22 protein-coding genes and 1 pseudogene are annotated in these 20666 nt (G+C 69.3%); 15 read left to right on the forward strand and 8 right to left on the reverse strand.

Annotated features, from left to right (window positions below):
* Positions 1–191 precede the first annotated feature (191 nt).
* The 5 genes and pseudogenes from hypB (at position 192) to ACTMO_RS0105805 (ending at position 3249) form a co-directional block, all read left to right on the forward strand.
* Positions 192–845, forward strand: coding sequence for a hydrogenase nickel incorporation protein HypB (gene hypB / locus ACTMO_RS20430; RefSeq protein ID WP_169509047.1), 654 nt, complete (start codon positions 192–194; stop codon positions 843–845).
* Between the two features lie 111 nt (positions 846–956).
* Positions 957–1853, forward strand: a complete 897-nt coding sequence (locus ACTMO_RS0105795; RefSeq protein WP_019853722.1) for an NADP-dependent oxidoreductase — start codon at positions 957–959, stop codon at positions 1851–1853.
* A gap of 248 nt (positions 1854–2101) precedes the next feature.
* Positions 2102–2182: pseudogene (locus ACTMO_RS23645) on the forward strand (DUF397 domain-containing protein); the annotation flags it as partial.
* A 324-nt stretch (positions 2183–2506) separates the two neighbouring features.
* Positions 2507–2710, forward strand: a complete 204-nt coding sequence (locus ACTMO_RS23650) for a hypothetical protein (protein ID WP_157062801.1) — start codon at positions 2507–2509, stop codon at positions 2708–2710.
* A 20-nt stretch (positions 2711–2730) separates the two neighbouring features.
* Positions 2731–3249 carry a DUF3558 domain-containing protein gene (locus tag ACTMO_RS0105805; protein ID WP_033401501.1) on the forward strand — a complete coding sequence of 173 codons (519 nt, stop codon included), beginning with the start codon at positions 2731–2733 and terminating at the stop codon, positions 3247–3249.
* 78 nt (positions 3250–3327) lie between these two features.
* Here ACTMO_RS0105805 and ACTMO_RS20445 read toward each other — a convergent pair whose 3' ends face one another.
* Positions 3328–3633 (reverse strand): hypothetical protein, encoded by a 306-nt coding sequence (locus ACTMO_RS20445; protein WP_019853726.1) that lies wholly within the window; start codon positions 3631–3633, stop codon positions 3328–3330.
* 151 nt (positions 3634–3784) lie between these two features.
* On the opposite strand from ACTMO_RS20445, the gene ACTMO_RS0105815 reads away from it, so the two are divergent.
* From ACTMO_RS0105815 to ACTMO_RS0105840, 6 genes are all read left to right on the forward strand, one after another.
* Positions 3785–4663 (forward strand): helix-turn-helix domain-containing protein, encoded by an 879-nt coding sequence (locus ACTMO_RS0105815; protein WP_019853727.1) that lies wholly within the window; start codon positions 3785–3787, stop codon positions 4661–4663.
* 10 nt (positions 4664–4673) lie between these two features.
* The gene (locus ACTMO_RS0105820; RefSeq protein ID WP_026448918.1) at positions 4674–4862 is read left to right on the forward strand and encodes a DUF397 domain-containing protein; all 189 of its coding nucleotides are present in this window, start codon (positions 4674–4676) and stop codon (positions 4860–4862) included.
* Positions 4863–4967: 105 nt separating this feature from the next.
* A complete protein-coding gene (locus ACTMO_RS0105825; protein WP_026448919.1) occupies positions 4968–5393 on the forward strand; it encodes a hypothetical protein in 426 nt (141 codons plus the stop codon).
* Between the two features lie 20 nt (positions 5394–5413).
* Positions 5414–5932: a DUF3558 domain-containing protein gene (locus tag ACTMO_RS0105830; RefSeq protein ID WP_033401502.1), complete on the forward strand. Its 519-nt coding sequence runs from the start codon at positions 5414–5416 to the stop codon at positions 5930–5932.
* 9 nt (positions 5933–5941) lie between these two features.
* The gene (locus ACTMO_RS0105835) at positions 5942–7465 is read left to right on the forward strand and encodes a PPE domain-containing protein (RefSeq protein WP_019853731.1); all 1524 of its coding nucleotides are present in this window, start codon (positions 5942–5944) and stop codon (positions 7463–7465) included.
* A 63-nt stretch (positions 7466–7528) separates the two neighbouring features.
* Positions 7529–8350, forward strand: a complete 822-nt coding sequence (locus tag ACTMO_RS0105840) for an ESX secretion-associated protein EspG (protein WP_019853732.1) — start codon at positions 7529–7531, stop codon at positions 8348–8350.
* Positions 8351–8386: 36 nt separating this feature from the next.
* Here the strand turns inward: ACTMO_RS0105840 and ACTMO_RS0105845 are convergent, their stop codons facing one another.
* Entirely contained in the window at positions 8387–8740 is a 354-nt protein-coding gene (locus tag ACTMO_RS0105845) for a hypothetical protein (RefSeq protein WP_019853733.1), read from the reverse strand.
* A gap of 175 nt (positions 8741–8915) precedes the next feature.
* Here ACTMO_RS0105845 and ACTMO_RS0105850 point away from each other — a divergent pair, with 175 nt between their 5' ends.
* From ACTMO_RS0105850 to rraA, 3 genes are read left to right on the forward strand one after another with little or no spacing between them, the layout of a single operon-like run.
* Positions 8916–9785: a metallophosphoesterase family protein gene (locus tag ACTMO_RS0105850; protein WP_019853734.1), complete on the forward strand. Its 870-nt coding sequence runs from the start codon at positions 8916–8918 to the stop codon at positions 9783–9785.
* Positions 9782–10477, forward strand: a complete 696-nt coding sequence (locus ACTMO_RS20450; RefSeq protein WP_019853735.1) for a 4'-phosphopantetheinyl transferase family protein — start codon at positions 9782–9784, stop codon at positions 10475–10477. The genes ACTMO_RS0105850 and ACTMO_RS20450 overlap by 4 nt, the downstream gene beginning before the upstream one ends.
* Positions 10474–10953, forward strand: a complete 480-nt coding sequence (rraA, locus tag ACTMO_RS0105860) for a ribonuclease E activity regulator RraA (RefSeq protein ID WP_019853736.1) — start codon at positions 10474–10476, stop codon at positions 10951–10953. The genes ACTMO_RS20450 and rraA overlap by 4 nt, the downstream gene beginning before the upstream one ends.
* 59 nt (positions 10954–11012) lie before the next feature.
* On the opposite strand, the gene pgl is transcribed toward rraA, so the two are convergent.
* The 6 genes from pgl to tkt all read right to left on the reverse strand — a co-directional run bounded on the left by pgl (position 11013) and on the right by tkt (position 19276).
* The gene (gene pgl, locus ACTMO_RS0105865; RefSeq protein ID WP_019853737.1) at positions 11013–11756 is read right to left on the reverse strand and encodes a 6-phosphogluconolactonase; all 744 of its coding nucleotides are present in this window, start codon (positions 11754–11756) and stop codon (positions 11013–11015) included.
* Positions 11753–12724, reverse strand: coding sequence for a glucose-6-phosphate dehydrogenase assembly protein OpcA (opcA, locus tag ACTMO_RS0105870; protein WP_019853738.1), 972 nt, complete (start codon positions 12722–12724; stop codon positions 11753–11755). The genes pgl and opcA overlap by 4 nt, the downstream gene beginning before the upstream one ends.
* The gene (zwf, locus tag ACTMO_RS0105875; protein WP_026448921.1) at positions 12721–14250 is read right to left on the reverse strand and encodes a glucose-6-phosphate dehydrogenase; all 1530 of its coding nucleotides are present in this window, start codon (positions 14248–14250) and stop codon (positions 12721–12723) included. Before zwf ends, opcA begins: the two co-directional genes overlap by 4 nt.
* 28 nt (positions 14251–14278) lie before the next feature.
* Positions 14279–15904: a glucose-6-phosphate isomerase gene (locus ACTMO_RS0105880; RefSeq protein ID WP_019853740.1), complete on the reverse strand. Its 1626-nt coding sequence runs from the start codon at positions 15902–15904 to the stop codon at positions 14279–14281.
* 148 nt (positions 15905–16052) lie between these two features.
* Positions 16053–17159 carry a transaldolase gene (gene tal, locus ACTMO_RS0105885; RefSeq protein ID WP_019853741.1) on the reverse strand — a complete coding sequence of 369 codons (1107 nt, stop codon included), beginning with the start codon at positions 17157–17159 and terminating at the stop codon, positions 16053–16055.
* A 47-nt stretch (positions 17160–17206) separates the two neighbouring features.
* The gene (gene tkt, locus ACTMO_RS0105890) at positions 17207–19276 is read right to left on the reverse strand and encodes a transketolase (RefSeq protein WP_019853742.1); all 2070 of its coding nucleotides are present in this window, start codon (positions 19274–19276) and stop codon (positions 17207–17209) included.
* Between the two features lie 371 nt (positions 19277–19647).
* Here tkt and ACTMO_RS0105895 point away from each other — a divergent pair, with 371 nt between their 5' ends.
* Positions 19648–20637 (forward strand): DUF2157 domain-containing protein, encoded by a 990-nt coding sequence (locus ACTMO_RS0105895; RefSeq protein ID WP_019853743.1) that lies wholly within the window; start codon positions 19648–19650, stop codon positions 20635–20637.
* The last annotated feature ends 29 nt before the right edge of the window (positions 20638–20666 follow it).

The raw sequence follows: 20666 nt of genomic DNA on the forward strand, positions 1-20666 counted from the left end.
TGCGTCATTCCTCCGGGGGAAGGGGTGTGTCGCGGTCGCGGTTTCGGGCCCGTTCCGGAGGACCCTGTGGTGGTGTACGGCCGGGCGCCGTCCGGGGTGTTCCGAGACGACGGCGCCGAGTTCCTTGTTCGAGGGGAGTGCGGATGTGCGCCACGTGCGGGTGCGGTGAGGGCGAAACGCGGAGCGGGACCGTGCACGGGCTCGTCGACGAGGACGGGCGCGCCCCGGCGGAGGCCAACCGTGACTGGCTGACGGAGCGGGGCGTGCTGGCACTGAACCTGGTGGGTTTTCCGGGGGCGGGGCGGACCGCCCTGGTGGAACGCACGCTGGCGGAGAACGGGCCACGGGCCCCGGTGGCGGTACTGGTGGGTAACCAGGCGCCCGAGCGGGACGCGGAACGGCTGACCGCCGCCGGGGGAACGGTGGCGCGGATCGACACGGAGGAGGGCGCTCCTCCGGACGCGGAGGCGTTGGGCCGGAGCCTGCGCGCCCTGGATCCGGCGCGGGGCTCGGTGGTGTTGGTGGACAGCGTGTGCGATCCGGGTCGTCCGGCCCCTTTCGACCTGGGCGAGCATGCCCGGGTCGTGCTGACCGCGGCCACCGAGGGTGACGACGGGCCGGTGAAGTATCCGCACCTGTTCCACGGCGCGGACCTGGTGCTGATGAACAAGATGGACCTGCTGCCGTACCTGTCCTTCGACCCGGCGGTGTTCACCGAGCGGCTGCGCGGGGTGAACCCGGAGGCGGAGATCCTTCCGATCTCGGTGACGGAGAGCCTGGGACTGGCGGTCTGGTACGACTGGCTGTCCGAGCGGGTGCACACGCCCGTGGGAGAAGGCGTGTGACCCGAGGATCCGGGAGGTGAGGATGTGCGCGGCCGGGCCCCGTGGCGGGCCCGGTCTTTTCGTGGGAGTTTCGGGGAGCGGGCAGGAAGCGTCGTTCCGGGAGGCGGAGTCATGCGCGCCGTTCAGTTCTCCGAGTACGGCTCCTCGGACGTGTTGCGGCTGGTGGAGGCGGGCGCGCCGGAACCCGGCCGGAGGCAGGTCCGGGTCGCCGTCCGGGTGGCCGGGGTCAACCCGCTGGACTGGAAGCTGCGCGGCGGGGTGATGCCCGAGCTCGCGTTGCCGCGCCGTCCCGGGCTGGAGCTGGCGGGCGTGGTGGACGCCGCCGGGGAGGGGGCCCCGTTCGGTGTGGGGGAGGAGGTGTTCGGCTGGGCCGACACCGGGTCGTACGCCGAGTACGCGTTGGCCTCGCTGGTGGCGCGTAAACCTCCGGAGCTGTCCTGGCGGGACGCGGCGGCCCTGCCGGTGGCGGGGGCGACGGCCGCGCGGGTGCTGCGCCAGTTGGAGCTCTCCCCCGGAGAAGTGCTGTTGCTGCACGGGGCCAGTGGAGCCGTGGGGCGGATCGCGGTGCAACTCGCGGTCGCCATGGGGGCCACGGTGGTGGGTACGGCCGCGCCGGAACGGTTCGAGGATCTCCGCTCGCTGGGGGCCGTGCCCGTGACGTACGGGGAAGGGCTGGTGGAACGGGTGCGGGAGGTGACCTCCCGGGTGGACGCGGTGTTCGACGCCGCGGGCAAAGGGGTCCTGCCGGACTCGGTGGAGCTGCGTGGGGGCACCGACCGGATTGTCACCATCGCGGACACGCGGGCCTCCGCGCTGGGGGTGGTGTTTTCCAGCGGTGGTTCGGCGGAACGCGGTACCGGGGTGCTCGACGAGCTCGCCGGGCGCGTCGTGGCGGGCGAGCTCAGTATCGCCCACGCGCGGTCCTACCCGTTGAGTGAGGCGGCCCGGGCGCAGGATGACAGCGAGACCGGGCACAGCGGTGGGAAGATCACGCTCGACATCGGGTGACCGGAAACCTCCCGGCGACCGAGGGCGTGTCGGGGGCGTCCCGAGGTGCCCGCTCAGGCCCGGAGGAGTTGTAGGGGCGGGTGCTGAGGCGTTGGTGGGTGGAGAGGTGGTCGAACTCGGTCGTGAGTGACTGTGGCGCGAGTTCAACCACGAACAGCTGGTTGTTCCCGGCCTGCTGCAAACCGGAGAGTATGCCGCAGCGTTGACGGCCGCCAGCCGCAGCGTCGCGGAGGCAGACCGGGACACGGGACTCCAAGGATCCGGCGGGGCCGGTGGTGCGTGTGGACACACGCGAGTGGTCGGCGTTCCTTCGGAGGTTACGCGGCTGAGAGGGGCGGTCGCAGGGTGGTTTCGTCGGTTTGCCGGACGGGGTGGTGTCGGGCTCGTTAGGGTGCGGCGGACGAGGTGCACACGCGTGTGTGGGAGGCATGTGATGACGACGGTGGGTGGCCAGGATTCCGGGTTTTCCGAGGCGAGCGCGGTCTTGGGATCCATCCGGGAGGAGAACGCCTGGATCCGGCAGCAGATCGAGGGGGGCGGGTTGAGCATGGGAACCCGGCGCCGCCGACCACGCGGCCGCTGTCTACGAACGCGAAGCCAAAGAAGCTGAGAAGTTGTCTAGGTCAGCTGAAGGTTTACAACAAGTAACGGGGTTGGGAGATTATCCGTCGGGTCGGCAGTTGGCGGCCAAGTTCGGGAGTAAGGCCGGTAACGGTTCCACGGGGGCGGCGGATCTGCTGCAACAGTTCGCTGACGAGTTGAAGCGGAAGGCGGAGTTGTTCCGCGAGGCCAAGAAGAATTACCAGGCCACCGATGAGCAGATCAGCGGTGATCTGGGCAGGGGGATTCAGTGGTGAGTCGGTGGACGAGTTCGGTGGTGGCCGTGCTGGCCGGTGCGGTGTTGGTCGGTGTCACGGCGTGTTCGCCGGGTGGGGGTGCCGAGGGGTCGTCGGAGACTACAGGCCCGTCTTCCTCGGAGGAGGTTCTGGCGAGTGTGGATATTTGCAATTTGCTTTCGGAAAAAGAAATGGAGTCCTTTGGCTTGGAGTTTCCGGGGGAATCCATAGATCAGTTGCCTTGGACATCTGAATGTGACTATTCCGGCGATCCGGTTGGGGTGAGATTCGTGAAGAATACACGCCAGACGGTAGCTTCGTCGGAGCGGAAGGATGTCTGGGCGGAGTTCGAGCGCATCGAGGTCAACGGTCGTTCCGGGGCGCGGGCGATCACCAAGGGAGCGACGCAGGCGCGGACTTGTAACGTGATGTTCGATGCCGGGCAGGGCATGATCCAGGTGCGTGTCCAGGAAGTTGCTCTTCCAGATGATGTCGACGAGTGTGCCGAGGCCCTGAAGATCGCCGAGACGGTCGAACCGAAGGTTCCGGAGCCGGTGTAGGGGTGTTGGGATCACGGGGTCGCCCGGCGTGCGGGTACACGCCGGGCGGTTCTGTGTGTGGGTTGGATGTTTGGGGGATCAGGCCCAGAGAAGGTGCAGGGGGCGGGTGGGGGTGCTGAGGCGTTGGTGGGCGGTGGCGGCGTCGCGGAAGCCGAGGTGGATGCCGCCGCCGGTGCCGAGCACGTCGGCCCGGTCGGGGTGGGCCAGGCCCCAGTAGCACAGTACCGCCTGCTGGCACTCGTCGATCTCCTCGCAGAGGGCGAACACCCGTGGGGCGCTCTCGGTGACCATCTCCTGGAGGGCGGCCAGGAACTCCGCGCGGCGGCCCGGCGAAGACGGCGGTGCGGGACGCTGGGGGCCGGAGAGGTGGTCGAACTCGGTCATGAGTGACTCCTTCCAGAATGCGTACTCGGTACACTTATGTATTTACTTCTTATAAATAAGTTTGGGTAGTGCACGATCAGGTGAAACCGGTGGAGTGTGGAGGCCGTTACGGCGTAGGTCTCTTCCCAGAGCGACAACGGAGGGGAGTGCGATGACACCGAGATCGGATGCGGGTTGGCTGCGCCGGAGGATCGGGCGGGAACTGCGAACTCTGCGTGAGTTGGCTCCGGAGAGGACGGGACGCAAGATCAGTACGTCCGAGGCGGCTGCCGAGCTCGGGTGCACGCAACCGAAGATCACCAGCATGGAGCAGGGCAAGTACCGACTGCGGTGGCGTGACGTGCGGGACCTGCTGGATTTGTACGGAGCGACGGCCAGTGAGAAGACACGTCTGATCAACTGGGCCAAGCGTTCCAACGAGCCTATCTGGTGGGCTCCGTTCTCCGAAGTCGTGGAGGACTGGTTCGCCGATCTGATCGGTGGTGAGGGCGAAGCCCAACGCGAGATCACGTACGAGCACGGTTTGGTGCCGGGCCTGTTGCAGAGCAGGCAGTACGTGGAGGCTCTGACCCGGGCCAGCCCGATGGTGGACGAGCAGCAACACGATCTGGTGGTCGGTCTGCGGCTGGAGCGTCAGAACCGGCTTCTCGACGAGGAGGACCCGCTGGTGCTGGAGGCACTCGTCGAGGAGTCGGTGCTGTGGCGACCGGTCGGCTCCGAGGAGGTCATGCGTGAGCAACTGGACCACCTCGTGAAGATGGGACGACAGAGCAATGTGGATGTAAGAGTGGTGCCGACCTCCGCCGGGGCCCACGCCGCCATCGACGGCTCGTTCATCCTGCTGGAGTTCGCCGAGTTCCTGCCCGCCGTGTATCTGCAACAACATCCGGTCATGGGCGCTCGGTACTCGGACGAACGGGAAGTGGGGGAAGCCTACACGCAAGTTGCGAATCAGGTTCGCGAAGTCGCGTACGGTACGGAGGAGTCACTGGCACTCATCGAGTCCGTACGCGCGAGTTTCTCCGGTTGAGGTGACGATGATGAACAGCACCACCCTGTCCGCCGTGGACTGGCACAGGAGCAGCTACAGCAACCACCAGGGTGCCTGTGTTGAGGTGGCTTTCGCCGCCGGCGGGGTGTGGGTGCGGGATTCCAAGGATCCGGCCGGGCCGGTGGTGTGTGTGGGCACACGCGAGTGGTCGGCGTTCCTCCGACGACTGTGCGAGTGAGGTGTTGGTCACGGGGGTGTTTGTGGGGTTTTGGCACATGGGGGTGGGGTGGGTTGGCTAGGGTGCTGGTGGGTGTGGATGTCGGTGTGCGTGTGGGAGGGGACTGTGACGGAGGTTCCGGAGGAGTTGGATGCTGGTTTCGCCGAGGCCGGTGAAGCGTTGGGGGCTATCCAGCAGGAGAATGTCTGGATTCGGCGTCAGATCGCCGCGGGTGGGTTGAGTATGGAGCCCAGTGCTGCGGATCAGGCGGCGGCGGTGTACGAACGCGAGGCTGAGGAAGCGAAAAAGCTCGCTGATGCTGCCGAGGGATTGCAGCAGGTTCCCGGTTTGGGTGATTATCCGTCGGGTCGGCAGTTGGCGGCCAAGTTCGGGAGTAAGGCCGGTAACGGTTCCACGGGGGCGGCGGATCTGCTGCAACAGTTCGCTGACGAGTTGAAGCGGAAGGCGGAGTTGTTCCGCGAGGCCAAGAAGAATTACCAGGCCACCGATGAGCAGATCAGCGGTGATCTGGGCAGGGGGATTCAGTGGTGAGTCGGTGGACGAGTTCGGTGGTGGCCGTGCTGGCCGGTGCGGTGTTGGTCGGTGTCACGGCGTGTTCGCCGGGTGGGGGTGCCGAGGGGTCGTCGGAGACTACAGGCCCGTCTTCCTCGGAGGAGGTTCTGGCGAGTGTGGATCCGTGTGAGGTGCTGTCGGAGTCCGAGCTGGAGTCTTTCGGGTTGAGGGGGCCGGGGGAGCCTCGAAGTGAGTTGCCGTGGAAGCCGGGTTGTTACTACGAAGGTTCGCCCATTAATGCGCGATTGGAGAAGAACACACGTCAGACGGTGGCTTCGTCGGAGCGGAAGGATGTCTGGGCAGAGTTCGAGCGGGTGGAGGTCAATGGTCGTCCGGGGGCTCGGGCGATTACCAAGGGAGCCACGCAGGCGCGGACTTGTAACGTGATGTTCGATGCCGGGCGGGGGACGATACTTGTTCGTGCCATGGAGTCTAGCCTGCCCGATGACCTTGACGAGTGTGCCAAGGCGTTGGAGATCGCGGAGACGGTGGAGCCGAAGGTTCCGGAACCTGCCTGAGGGGGCGTTATGGGCTTCGGAAAGTGGTTGGAAGAACAGGCCAGCGGGGTCGGTGACGCCGTCGGCAGCGCGTTGAGCAGTGCGGGCAGCGCGGTGTCCGACGCCGCCGGCACCACAGTGGACGCCGTCGGCGACTTCGCCGGGATGGTGCGCGACGACGTCGGCAGCGTGTTCGGGTTCGACACCCGGGCGGAGAACGCACACCAGGAGCAGGCGGCCGCGGCCGCCGAGGAGGGCGAGCGGCTGCGCCGGGAACTGGCCGAACGCAACCGCAGACTGGACGCCCCGGCGGGTTACGACCCGCCCGCCATCCGGGAACAGGAGAACTGGCGGTCCTTCAGCCACCGGCGGATCTACGACACCAACCAGCAGACCCTGAGCCAGTCCGACGCGGTCGCCGTCGCCGAGGCTTGGCGCAACATCGGTAAGGAACTGGGCAAGCTCGGCGAGCGGTTGGCGAATGACTCCGCCAAGGCCATCGACAGCGGCTGGTCCGGCCAGGCCGCCGAGGCGGCCAAGCAGGCCGCACAGCCCCTGGCCCGGTGGTCGCAGAACAGCGGCGAGTGCTTCCACCTGACCGGTAACAAGATCGAGGAGGCCGGTTCGGCGGCGGGCCAGGTCAAGGCCATGGTTCCCGAGCCACAGGACTTCGACGTCAGCCGGTCGGTGACGGCCAACATCGCGGGTGGTCCTTTTGGCGGCTCCGTGGACGCTGTTCGTCAGCAGTACGAACGCCAACAGGCCGAACGGCAGGCCCAGGAGACCATGGAGCGGGTGTTGGGCAACACCTACCGCAACGTGGACACCACCGTGCCCGCCTACCGCCAGCTCGACGGCAGTCCGGCGCACCCGACGGGCACGGTCTCCGGCGGTGCGACGGCGGTCGGGGCCGGTTCCCCGGCCGGGGGAGTGGCAGGTGGCGGCGCTGGAGGCGCCCACCCCGCCGGGATCGGTTCGGTCGGTTCCTCGGGAGGTTACCCCGGTGGTGGCTCCCCGGGAGGTGGTTATCCCGGCACGGGAGCCCCCGGACCCGGTGCGGGAGGAGACGGGCAACCACCGCGCTCCGGAGGGAACACCCCGCAGTCAGTGCCCGGCACGGGAAGCCCCACACCCCCCTCGGGCAGCGAGTCCGCCTGGGCCCCCGACACCTCCACCGGACGATCCGGCTTCGGGGCGGGCGGCCCCGGCGCCGGCGGTGCCGCCGGAGGAGTCGGAGGTGCCGGAGGCGGCGCGGGCGGTTACGTCGGAGGAGGGCTCGGCGGTGGTACCGGGACGGGCTCCGGACCCGGTCCGGGCGGTCGTTCCGGAGCGGCTCCCGTCAAGGGCGGGGCCAGTCCCACCTCCGGCCCCGGTGCCGCGGCGGCCCCCGGAGCGGGCCGTTCGGGCGGACGGGCTCCCATGGGCATGGGACCGGCCGGGCAGCGCGGCCAGGGCGGTGAGGACGAGGAGCACGAACGTCCCAACTGGCTGGAGGAGTGGGACGACGTGTGGTTCAACGACATGCCCCGCACCGCCCCGCCGGTCATCGAATGAGACCACGACCACGCGGGCACGGCCCCTTTTTCCGGGGTCGTGCCGGAACAGAAAGGGACGAGTGTGGCCGTCTCGGGCCGTTGGCAGCTACATCCGCTGCACCTGTACTTCGTGCACTCCTACCTCGGGCTGGACGATCTCGCCCTGCCGCTGGAGATCACCCCCTACACCAGTACCCGCCAGGAGTTCGCCGAAGTCGGCGAACGCGAGTACGAGAACATGTGCTCGGCCGGACTGATCGTCGACGACGAGGTCGACCCCGGCCTGGCCCGGGCGCTGGCCGTGCTGGCCAAGCCCTACCTGTGGGTGGACTCGCTGTGGGTGCCCGAGCCCGGTGAGCGGGCCCTGTGCCGCGCGCTCGCCGCCGTCACCGACGGCAGCCGGATCGTGCTCGGAGTGCAGGCTCCCGGGGAGGACGGACAGTACGGCGGGATGCTCACCGTCGAGCTGCACGAGCGGGTGACGCTGTCCCAGGCGCTGCTGCCCACCCTGCCCGCCGCCCCGCCGGGAAGGCAGGGATCGGCGAAGGTCCCGGAGAGCTCCTTCCCGGCCCCGGAGCGCGAACGGGAACCCGCCGAACAGGGTGTGCTGCAACAGGTCTCCGTCACCCGGAGCGGATCCAGCGGCGATCGCCAGCTGGAGCTGTACCGCGCCATCGGCGCCGCCCAGCACCCCCGTGCCGGACAGCTCGCCGCCAACTGCCGGGACCGCACCGGTCGGGTGCACCGCTCCCAGGTGGTGCGCTGGTTCGACAACGTCGACGACGGGCGCTACCTCGACCACACCGAACGTGGCAGTACCGGCGAGACCGTCTACGCCCTCCTGCCGGTCGACGCCGCGACCCTCGGCCGCCGCATCGAGGAGCTCGTGGCCACCGTGCGGTGAGCCGTGTCTACCGGCACCCCGTTCCGCTCCGCGGTCCTACCAGGGCATCAGGTCGGTGATGAACTCGGTGGCCAACCGGTAGTTCTCGTAGGCCTCGGGATCGTCCGGCCCGCCCGCCTCCATCATCTCGTCGTAGGCCCGTGCCTGCGCGGACATGGCGTTGTGCAGCAGCAGTGCCTGCTGGCGGAACTGGTCGAAGGTGGCCCGCAGCGACTCGCTGTCCAACCCCAGTTTGTCCAGTTCGTCCAGTGCGGGCTGCTGCCGCGGGTGCATCCGTTCGGCCAGCAGTCGCCACCCCGCCGACTGGCGGCGCAACACCTCGGAGAAGCCGGGATCCTCCGCTTCGTCCGGCGCGGAACCGTCCCCGTCGTAGCCCTCGGACTCGTCCATACCCGTATCCTGCCACCGCGATCCCCGCCCGTGTGCCGGTGTCCGGAACACTCCTCCGTTGGGGCGACGCGGCACTCGGTGTCCGTGGTCCGGGAGGGGAGGACGCAGTGGGCGGGGCGCGGTGTGCGACACGTCTCCTCCCGTACCGGGGTGACCGGCCGGTAGGGTCTGGCGCATGGCGACGCCGTCGTTGCTCGCGACCAGCGATCTGCATGTCTCGCACCGGGACAACGTGCCGGTGCTGGACACGATCCGCCCTCACACCGACGGGGACTGGCTGATCGTGGCCGGCGACGTCGCCGAGAACACGGAGACGATCCGGTGGGCACTCGGGGTGTTGCGCGAACGCTTCGCCCGGCTCATCTGGGTACCCGGCAACCACGAGCTGTGGAGCCCGGCCGACGACCCGGTGCGGGCCCGTGGAGTGGAGCGTTACGAGCACCTGGTGCGGATGTGCCGCGAGCTGGACGTGACCACCCCCGAGGACCCCTATCCCGTGTGGAACGACGGACACCGCGAGGTCGTGGTCGCACCGCTGTTCCTGCTCTACGACTACAGCTTCCGCGCGGAGGGCAGCACCGCCGAGCGGGCGCTGGAACACGCCTACGAGACCAGGGTGGTGTGTACCGACGAGGTGCTGCTGCACCCCGACCCGTACCCGACTCGGACCGCCTGGTGCCACGAGCGGGTGCGACACACCCGGGCCCGTCTCGAAGCGGTGCCGGAGGAACTGCCGACCGTGCTGGTCTCGCACTGGCCGCTGCACCGCGCCCCGACCCGGCGGCTGTACTACCCGCAGTTCGGCATCTGGTGCGGAACCGAGCTCACCGCCGACTGGCACCTGCGTTTCCGGGCCGTGGCCGAGGTTCACGGCCACCTGCACATTCCCGTCACCGACGTGATCGACGGGGTTCCCTTCGAGGAGGTCTCGCTCGGCTACCCGCGGGAGTGGCGCAGGCGCGGAGGACCGGGGACACCGGTGCACAGCATCCTGCCTCCCGCACCCGAACGCACCTTCGAGGAGCTGGTGAGGGCACACCGATGATCGAACGGATCCTGCCGGAGGAGGTGGTCTCCTCCGAGACCTTCGGTGACGATCCGCGTGCCAGGCTGCTGCCGGAGGAGGAGCGGTTCGTCGCCAGAGCGGTGGACAGCAGACGACGGGAGTTCACCGTCGCTCGGCACTGTGCCCGGCGTGCCCTCGTCCGGCTGGGTTATGACGAGGTTCCCGTCCCCCGTGGGGAGTCCCGGGAGCCGGTCTGGCCCGAGGGGGTGGTCGGCAGCATCACCCACTGCACCGGCTACTGCGCCGCCGCCGTCACCTCCTCCGCCGACGTGCTCACCGTGGGCGTCGACGCCGAGTCCGACGCTCCGCTGCCCACCGGGGTGCTCGACCAGGTGAGTACGGAGGAGGAGCGGAGGCTGCTGGAGGAGCTGCCCGACGGCGGCAACTGGGACCGGCTGCTGTTCAGCGCCAAGGAGAGCGTGTACAAGGCGTGGTTCCCGTTGACCGGGCGGTGGCTGGGCTTCACCGACGCCTTCGTGCGTTTCGAGCGGGGCGGGCGCTTCCGGGCCGAACTGACCGTGCCCGCCGTGGAACTGCCCGCGGGGAGACTCACCGGATTCACCGGGCACTTCGTGACCTCGGCCGGACTGATGGCCACGTCGGTGGTCGTGCGTCCCGGCGACCTCCGGCGGGGAAACCGACCGAACGGAAAGGAACCCAGGAGACCATGACCACCACGACCGCCGATCTCGCCGACCGTGACGGCGACGACGTGCGCAGCTGCGACCTGCAACTGCGGAGTTTCGGAGCCCGCCGGGTGTTTTCCGGTCCGATCCGGACGGTGCGGTGTTTCCAGGACAACGCGCTGCTGAAGAAGCTGCTCTCCGAACCGGGTGAGGGTGGTGTGCTCGTCGTGGACGGCGCCGGATCGGTGCACACCGCGCTGGTGGGGGACCTGATCGCCGAACTCGGCAGGTCCCACGGATGGAGCGGGATCGTCGTCAACGGCGCGATCCGCGACTCCGCCGTCATCGACGGCATGGAGTTCGGGATCAAGGCGCTGGGCACCAACCCCCGCAAGAGCTCCAAGACCGGAGCGGGCGAGGCCGACGTGCCCGTGGAGTTCGGAGGGGTCCGCTTCGTCCCCGGCGAGTACCTGCTCAGCGACCACGACGGTGTGGTGGTGAGCCAGACCCCGATCGAGTGAAATCCGTCCCGCCTCGGCGGCCCGGGAACCACAGGGTTCTCGCCGGGCCGCCCTGGCGGTCACAGTCCGGCGGCCTCCCGGTCCAGCAACCACAGGGTGCGGTTCCTGCCCCGGGCGCCGGCGGCGGGGATCTCCACCGGATCGGCTCCGGACAGCGCCCGCGCCACCGCCTCGGCCTTGCCAGCTCCCGTGGTCATCAGCCACACCTCGGAGGCGGCCCGCACGGCCGGCAGGGTCAGCGAGATCCGCTCCGGCGGCGGTTTCGGGCACTGTCGCACCCCCACCACCGAGTGCGCGGTGTCCCGCACGTACGACGTGTCGGGAAACAGGGAAGCCGTGTGGCCCTCCTCCCCGACACCCAGCATCACCACGTCGAAACGCGGCACCGGCGTGTCCTCGTTCGCCCCGGCGAGCGCACCGAGCACCTCGGCGTAGTGTGCCGCGGCCACCTCCGGATCACCGCCGAAACGCCCGTCCGCGGAGGGCATCGGATGCACCCTGTCCGGGTCGAGCTCCACGTGGTCCAGCAGGGCCTGCCGGGCCTGGGTCTCGTTGCGTTCCCCGTCTCCGTCGGGCAGGAAACGTTCGTCTCCCCAGAAGACGTCCACCGCCGACCAGTCCACCGCCCGGTGGGCGGGGGACTTCCGCAGTCGGGCCAGCACGTCGATGCCGGTGCGTCCTCCGGTGAGCACCACCGAGGCCACGCCCCGTGCCTGTTGGGCGTCCACGATCCGGGTGACCAGTCGCGCTGCGGCCGCCTCGGCCAGCGTCTCCGCGTCGGGATGCACGACGACTTCGTTCATGAGTGTTGTCCCGCCGATACCGGTTCGGACTGCTCGGAACCCTCCTCCGGGTTCTGGCGAACCACGTCGGACAGCCCGCGCAGCGTGCTTTCGTAGATCTCGTCCGGCCCCAACCTGCGTAGCTCCTCGGTCAGGCAGTCCCGCACGGCGCGGCGTTGCAACGTCACCCTGCGATCGGGTTGGCCCGGCTGGGTGAGATAGCCGATCTTGCCGTCCGGGCGGACCACCTCGACGTTGCCGCTGGGGCGCTCCAGCACGGCCGAGACGATACCGGGGCCCTTGTGGATCTCCCGCCGCACCGGGATGCCGAGGCTGGCGGCCAGCCACCCGGCGAGCAGGTCGGTGGAGGGGGAGTCGGCCTCGCCGGAGACGGTGGCCGCCCGGACCGGTTCCAACGGGGGTTGGTCCAGGGCCGCGGCCAGCAGTGCCCGCCAGGAGGTCAGCCGTGTCCAGGCCAGGTCGGTGTCCCCGTCCACATAGGAACGAGCCCGGGCCCCGAGTGCCTCGATCGGGTCGGGCTCGGCGGCGGCGTCGGTGATCCTGCGGTGTGCCAGTTCCCCGATCGGGTCCTTGGCCGGGTGGTCAGGGGAGTCGTTGGGCCACCAGGCCACCACCGGGGCGTCCGGCAGCAGCATCGGAACCACCGAGCCGGCACCCTCCTCGGCCAGTTGGCCGTACAGTCGTAGCACCACGACCTCGGAGGCCCCGGCGTCCCCGCCGATGCGGATCTGCGCGTCGATCCGGGGAGCGGCCTGCCGCGCCCCCTTGGCGACCACGATCACCCGGGCCGGGTGTTCCCGACTGGCCTCGTTGGCCGCCTGGATGGCCTGCTCGGTCTCCGAGCTGTCGTCGGTGACGATGACCAGGGTGAGCACTCTGCCGAGCGCTACGGCACCACCGGACTCACGCAGCTCGACCAACTTCTTGTTGACCTGCGAGGTGGTGGTGGAGGGCAGATCGACAATCACGGCCGCCTCCAGACGCGTCCACTGCGGGCCAGCATCGCCTCCGCCGAGGGTGGCCCCCAGGTTCCTGCCTTGTACTTCTCCGGGTATCCGTGCTCGGCCCAGTAGTCCAGCACCGGGTCGAGGATCTGCCAGGACAGCTCGACCTCCTCGTTGACCGGGAACAGGGAGGGCTCACCGAGCAGCACGTCCAGCAGCAGGCGCTCGTAGGCCTCCGGGGAGGACTCGGTGAAGGCGTGACCGTAGCCGAAGTCCATGGTCACGTCCCGCACCTCCATCGAGGTGCCCGGAACCTTGGCCCCGAACCGCATGGTGACCCCCTCGTCCGGCTGGATCCGGATCACCAGCGCGTTCTGGCCGAGTTCCTCGGTCATGGTGTCGTCGAACGGCAGATGGGGGGCGCGTTTGAACACCACGGCGATCTCGGTGACCCGCCTGCCGAGGCGTTTGCCGGTGCGCAGGTAGAACGGCACCCCGGCCCAGCGGCGGTTCTCGATCTCCAGGGTGATCGCGGCGAAGGTCTCCGTCCGGGAGTCGGAGGCGAAACCTCCCTCCTCGTGCAGGCCGGGAACCTGCTGTCCGCCCTGCCAGCCGCCGGTGTACTGCCCCCGTGCCGTGGTCTCGGCGAAGGGACCCACCGGTTTGGTCGCCGACAGCACCTTGCTCTTCTCCGCGCGCAGGTCGTCCGGGGAGAACGACAGCGGTTCCTCCATGGCGGTCAGAGCCAACAGCTGGAGCAGGTGGTTCTGGATCACGTCGCGGGCGGCGCCGATCCCGTCGTAGTAGCCCGCGCGTCCGCCGAGTCCGATGTCCTCGGCCATGGTGATCTGCACGTGGTCCACGTAGTGGGCGTTCCACAACGGTTCGAACAGCTGGTTGGCGAAGCGCAGCGCCAGGATGTTCTGCACCGTCTCCTTGCCGAGGTAGTGGTCGATGCGGAACACCGAGTCCTCGGGGAAGACCTCGTTGACGATGCGGTTGAGTTCCTGGGCGCTCTCCAGGTCGTGCCCGAAGGGCTTCTCGATGACCACGCGCCGCCACGCCTCCGCCGACTGCTCGGCCAGACCCGAGCGGGACAGGTGGGTCAGCACGGTGGGGAACATCGACGGCGGGACCGACAGGTAGAAGGCGTGGTTGCCTCCGGTACCCCGCTCCTCGTCGAGTTCCTTGATCGTCTGACTGAGCCGGTCGAACGTGGCCGGGTCGTCGAAACTGCCGGGCACGAACCGGATGCCTTCGGCCAGCCGGTCCCACACGGCCTGGTGGAAGGGGGTGCGCGCGTTCTCCTTGACCGCCTCGTAGACGACCTCGCCGAAGTCCTGGTTCTCCCATTCCCGCCGGGCCACGCCGGTGAGGGCGAAACCGGGAGGCAGCAGGCCCCGGTTGGACAGGTCGTAGATGGCCGGCATCAGTTTCTTGCGCGACAGGTCGCCGGTCACCCCGAAGATCGTCAGTCCGGAGGGCCCGGCGATGCGGGGCAACCGCTTGTCCCGAGGGTCACGCAGTGGGTTGTGCGCAGGGGAGCTCACGTCTCGTCCTTTCCCGATAGGTCGCGCCTCAGCCGGCCGCACGCAGATCCTGCACCGCCTTGACCAGCTCCACCAGTCCGGCGGCGCGGTCGGTCAGGTGCAGGCGCAGCACCGGACGGTGCTGCTGCGCGAGGACCTGGCCGTCCCCGAGGGCCTGGGCGCGCTGCAACGCACCGAGGGTGTACGGCTGCTCCGGGATCTCCACGTCCGAGCCGGGGTCCCCGGTGATCTGCAGGAAGACACCGTTCTGGTGACCGCCCTTGTGGTACTGCCCGGTGGAGTGCAGGAAACGCGGCCCCCAGCCGAAGGTGGTCTGTAGCCCGCTGCGCCGCGCCAGTTCGGGACGCAGCACGCTGATCGAGGCGTCGTCCAGCCTGTCCAGATAGGCCTGCACGGCCAGGTAACCGTCCCGCGGTGCGGCGTTGACCAGCGCGCGCAGCGCCTCGGCCACCGTTCCCATCCCGGCGGAGAGCCACTCGCCGCTGGGGTGGATCTCGACGGCCCCGTCGACCGTGAGGGGAGTGGCCGCCGGGCCCCCGGCGGGACCGTCCAGCAGACTCCGTGCGGCCCGTTTGGCGGCCTCCACGTCCGGCTGGTCGAAGGGGTTGATGCCGATCAGCCTGCCCGCCAGGGCCGTGGCGAACTCCCAGAGCAGCATCAACCCACCGAGCGGGCCGTGGGTGTTGACCGAGGCGGTGCCGTCGGCCGGGCCGATGGCCACGGGAGTCGCGTCCTGCCCCGCCGTGGCGAAGCCGGGCGCCTCCACGTTCTCCACCGGCACCGGCAGCAGGCCCAGGCCCGACTTGCCGGTGGACTCGGCGATCAGCTGCTCCACCCAGTCGCCGAACCCGACGATGCCGGAGCCGCTGTCGGCGAGAACGACCTTCTCCGCCCCGTTGCCGTGGGCCGCCGCCAGCGCCGCTGCCAGTCGCACGGCGGGGTTGGCGGCGTCGTCGGACCGCAGGTTGGGGAAGGCGGCGGCCGCGTCGTCGAGCAGCGCGGCGACGTCGGCCCCGGCCAACCCGGCCGGAACCAGCCCGAACGCGCTCAGCGCGGAGTAACGGCCACCCACGTTGGGGTCGGCGGTGAACACCCTGCGGTAACCGGCCCGCTCACCCAGCTCCTGCAGGGGGGAACCCGGGTCGGTCACCACGATCATGCGTCGCGCCGGGTCGATGCCCTCCTCGGTGAAGGCCTGTTCGAAGATCCTGCGGTGGCTGTCGGTCTCCACCGTGGTCCCCGACTTGGAGGAGACCACCACCACGGTGCGGTCCAGCTCGCCCTCCAGGGCGTCGGCGACCTGGCCCGGGTCGGTGGTGTCGAGCACGACCAGCTGGGTTCCCGCCGTGGCGGTGATGACCTCGGGGGCCAGCGAGGAGCCGCCCATACCCGCCAGCACCACGCGGCTGAGGCCCTCGTCGTGCAACTCCGCGCGCAGCGCGTCGATCTCGGCGAGCAGCCCGCGCGAGGTCTCGTGCAGCGTCGTCCACGCCAGGCGCACCGAGGCCTCCGACTCCGCCTCCGGTCCCCAGAGGGTGGGGTCCCCGGCGGCGAGCTTGCTCGCGGCCCGGTCCTCGACCAGCCGCTGGACCAGGGGCTCGGCCTCCCGTGCCAGCGAAGGATCGGTGATCTCGGCTGAGGTTTCAGTCGTCATAGGGTTCCTTCGCGTTCGATCGTCACCACGTGACGAAAAGGTGCACACGTTGACAGGCGGCCGCCGGCACCTCCGACCGGGCGGCCGCCTGCGTCCGGGCGGGCACCCGTGTGTCGGAGGACCGCCTCCCACACACGGGCGCCGCCGGTCACCGAGCCTGTTCGAGCTGCTGCGAGACCGTCTGGAGCAACTCGTTCCAGGACTTCTCGAACTTCTCCACACCCTCGCGTTCGAGGACGGTGTAGACGTCGTCCAGGTCGATGCCCGCCGCCGACAGGGAGTCGAAGACCTCCTGGGAGGCGGCGGCCGTGCCACGAACCGTGTCACCCACGATGTTGCCGTGGTCGGCCACGGCGTACAACGTGGACTCGGGCATGGTGTTGACCGTGTGCGGGGCCACCAGCTCGTCGACGTAGCGCGTGTCGGAGTACTCGGGGTTCTTCACCCCGGTGGAGGCCCACAGCGGACGCTGCCGACGCGCACCGGCCCGCTCCAGGGACTGCCAGCGCTGCCCGGCGAACACCTCCTCGTAGGCGGCGTAGGCCAGCCGGGCGTTGGCGATGGCGGCCTTGCCGTACAGGTGCTCGGGGGCGTCGATCGCCTTCAGTCGTTTGTCGATCTCCGAGTCCACACGCGAGACGAAGAACGAGGCCACCGAGAGGATCTGGCTGATGTCGTGGCCGTTGTCCCGTGCCCGTTCCAGGCCGGAGATGAACGCCTCCATGACCTCCCGGTACCGCTGCACCGAGAAGATCAGCGTCACGTTGACGCTCACCCCCTCGGCGAGGGTGCGCGTGATGGCGGGAAGTCCCTCCACCGTGGCCGGGATCTTCACGAACATGTTCGGCCGGTCCACGGCCTTGGCCAGTTCCAGTGCCTCGGAGACCGTGCCCTCGGTGTCGTGCGCCAGCCGCGGGTCCACCTCGATCGAGATCCGGCCGTCCTCACCGTCGGTGGCCCGGTGGACCTCGCGGAAGACGTCGGCGGCGTCCCGGATGTCCTTGGTCGTGAGCTCACGGACCGCCTGGTCCACGCTCGCTCCCCGCGCGGCGAGCTCGGAGATCTGCTCCTGGTAGTCCCGCGCGTCGGACATGGCCCCGGCGAAGATCGTGGGGTTGCTGGTCACCCCGACGAGGTTGTGGTTCGCGATCAGCTCGGCGAGGTTGCCGGAGTTGATCCGCTGCCTGGACAGGTCGTCCAACCAGATGGCCACCCCGGCGTCGGTGAGAGCCTGTAGGTTGCTGTTACCGCTCACTGATTACCTCCGTCGTTCGCAGCGGTCGTGTCGTGGCGTGCGCGGCCTCAACCGGAACGCACGCTGTTCAGGCTCCGCCGCGCGGCCGCGACCACGGCTTCGGTCGTGATGCCGAACTTGTCGAACAACGTCTTGTGGTCGGCCGAGGCGCCGAAGTGCTCCAGCGAGACGATCTCACCGTGGTCACCGGCGAAGCGGTGCCAGGGCTGGGCGATGCCCGCCTCGACGAAGACCCGGGCGCGCACCGAGGACGGCAGCACCTTCCGGCGGTACTCCTCGTCCTGCGCGTCGAACCACTCCACGCACGGCATCGACACCACACGGGTGGCAACGCCCTCGTCTTCCAGAATCTTCCTGGCTTCCACGGCCAACTGCACCTCGGAGCCGGTGGCGGTGAGGACCACCTCCGGGGTACCCGAGGAGGCCTCGGCCAACACGTAACCGCCCCGGGCGACCCCGGCACGGTCGGTTCCCTCCAGGGTGGGAACTCCCTGACGCGTCAGGGCCAGACCGGCCGGACCCTCGGGCCGCTCCAGCACCGCCTTCCACGCGGCCGCCGTCTCGTTGGCGTCGGCCGGACGCACCACCGACAGGCCCGGGATGCCGCGCAGGCTGGCCAGATGTTCGACGGGCTGGTGGGTCGGGCCGTCCTCACCCAGCCCGATCGAGTCGTGTGTCCACACGTAGATGGTGGGCACGCGCATCAGCGCCGCCAGCCGCACGGCGGGCCGCATGTAGTCGGAGAAGATCAGGAAGGTGCCGCCGTAGGGGCGGGTGCCGCCGTGCAGCGCGATGCCGTTGAGCACCGAACCCATGGCGTGTTCCCGTACACCGAAGTGCAGCGTCCGCCCGTAGGGGTGGGCGGGGAACATGTTCGTGGAGATGCTTTCGGGACCGAAGGAGTCGGCCCCCTTCATCGTGGTGTTGTTGCTCTCGGCGAGGTCCGCGGAGCCTCCCCAGAGCTCGGGCAGCACGTCCCGGACGGCCGCGAGGACCTCCGCGGAGGCCTTGCGGGTGGCGATCCCCTTCGCGTCGGGTTCCCAGCTCGGCAGCACCTCGTCCCAGCCGGCGGGCAGCTCACGCGCGTTCATCCGGTCGAGCAGCGCCTTGCGCTCCGGGTTCTCCGCCGCCCACGAGTCGAAGGCGATCTGCCACTTCTCGTGGTCGGCCCGCCCGCGTTCGGTGACCGCGCGGGTGTGTGCCAGCACCTCCGGGGAGACCTCGAAGCTCCTCTCCGGGTCGAAGCCGAGGGCCTTCTTGACCTCGGCGACCTCCTCCGCGCCGAGGGCGGCCCCGTGCGCCTTGCCGGTGTTCATCTTGGTGGGCGCCGGGTAGCCGATGACCGTGCGCAGCACGATCAGGCTCGGCCGGTCCGTCTCGGCACGGGCGGCCTCCAGGGCCTCGAGGAAGCCCTGCACGTCCTCACCGCCGTGGACGGTGACCACGTGCCAGCCGTAGGCCTCGTACCGCTTCGCGGTGTCCTCGGACAGCGCGATGTGGGTGTCGTCCTCGATGGAGATCTCGTTGGAGTCGTAGATCACCGTGAGGTTGCCCAGCCGCTGTGTGCCGGCCAACGAGGACGCCTCGGCGGTGACCCCCTCCTCGATGTCCCCGTCGGAGGCGAGCACGTAGATCTGGTGGTCGAAGACGCTCTGGCCCGGCTCGGCGTCCGGGTCGAACAGTCCGCGCTCACGCCGGGCCGCCATGGCCATGCCGACCGCGTTGGCCAGTCCCTGGCCGAGCGGGCCGGTGGTGGTCTCCACACCCGTGGTGTGGCCGTACTCCGGGTGGCCCGGGGTGAGCGAGTCCCAGGTGCGCAGTGCCTTGATGTCGTCCAGCTCCAGCCCGTAGCCGCACAGGTAGAGCTGCAGGTACAGTGTCAGGCTCGAATGGCCGGCGGACAGCACGAAGCGGTCCCGGCCGATCCAGCCGGCGTCGTTGGGGTCGTGTCGCATCACGCGCTGGAACAGCGTGTACGCGACGGGAGCCAGACTCATGGCGGTGCCGGGGTGGCCACTTCCGCATCTCTCGACCGCGTCGGCGGCCAGGACGCGGATGGTGTCCACGGCGCGCTGGTCCAGCTCGGTCCAGTCCTCGGGAACTCGTTTGGTGGTCAAACGGGCAAGGTCGTCTGTGACGGACACTCCTCGCGGCTCCAGTTTCCCTCGTGCGGTGAATTCGGTCGAACTTGACCGATTCGTTCCGCTGTTATCCCTCGTCCAACGTGCAGCGTAGTCCTGTTGGAGGGCCGCTGTCGCGACCCGTCCGCCTCGGATGGCGCGGCGGGGGCTCGGTGTGAGGGATGCCACTTCCGAGTGAATGCTGTCGGTGTCCGTCGCAAAACCCTTCGTGTTCGACGGTTCGGGATGCGGACCGTTGCGCCGGGGGGTTTGCCACCGAGCGGGAAAGGATGATCCGGTAACACCGGACATGGGGGAGATGGTCCCGCCGGAGGAGGAAGCGGGACCTGAACGACAGGGGGGTCAACGTGACCGGAGTACTCAGTCGTGAACAGCGCGCCGCGCTCCACCGGCTGGTCGAGTCCGGAACACTCACCGAGGAACAGGCACACGCCGCGCTGGAGGCCGTCGAGGGACCTGCGCGGCACCGGTCCACCCCACGGTCGCGGGGGGTGCTGGTGGAGCTGGCGGGCTACCTCGGGGCCGTGCTGGTGTTCACCGGTGGCTGGATCCTCGTGGCGGAAACCTTCGAGGCTCTCGCCCGGCAGCTGCGCGTCGGGATTCTGGTGGCGACGACCGTGCTGCTGTGCGTGGTGGGGATCTATCTGGGCGGAGGATCCCGGCAGCTGCGCGAACACCCCGGCGTGCGGGGCAGGGTCACCGCGGTGCTCTTCGTGCTGACCGCGCTCACCGGTGCGTGCGCGGTCGGGGTCGCCCTTCCGGAGAGCCCGACCATGCTGCCGGCGGTGCTCACGGGTCTCGTGCTCGCCCTGGGCGGCTACCTGGTGTTGCCCACCGTTCCGGGGCTGCTGGCCGTGACCGTGGCCGCGGTGTACACGGTGGGAGCGCTCTCCGATCTGCCGCACCTGCTCGGCGCGCCACCCACGTTCCCGCTCGGATCGGCCGAGATCACCGCCGCCGGTCTGCTGGTGCTGGGGGCCACCTGGTCGCTGCTGGCCCTGAACGGCGGGTTCGTCGTTCCTCGGCTCGCGTTGGTGCTCGGGGTGGGCCTGTCCCTGGTCGGGGCGCACTGGCCCTTCTGGAACGGGAGTTGGTGGACGGACCTGGTGGCCTTCGCGGTGGCGGCTCTGCTGCTGCTCGGATTCCTGCTGCGCAGGGAGGTGGTGCTGCTCACCGGAGGACTGGTCGCTGTGGTGCTCGCCGTGGCTCGGATCGTCCCACGACTGTTCGACAACGCGATCACCGTGGGACTGTTCGTCCTGATGATCGGGATGGTGCTGCTGATCTTCGGGGCTCTCGGGCTGCGCTACGCCTCGGTCGACGGGAAGATCGACTAGTGGATTCCACCGGATTTCCGGTTTCCTCG

This window comes from Actinopolyspora mortivallis DSM 44261, assembly GCF_000384035.1.
GTDB lineage: Bacteria > Actinomycetota > Actinomycetes > Mycobacteriales > Pseudonocardiaceae > Actinopolyspora > Actinopolyspora mortivallis.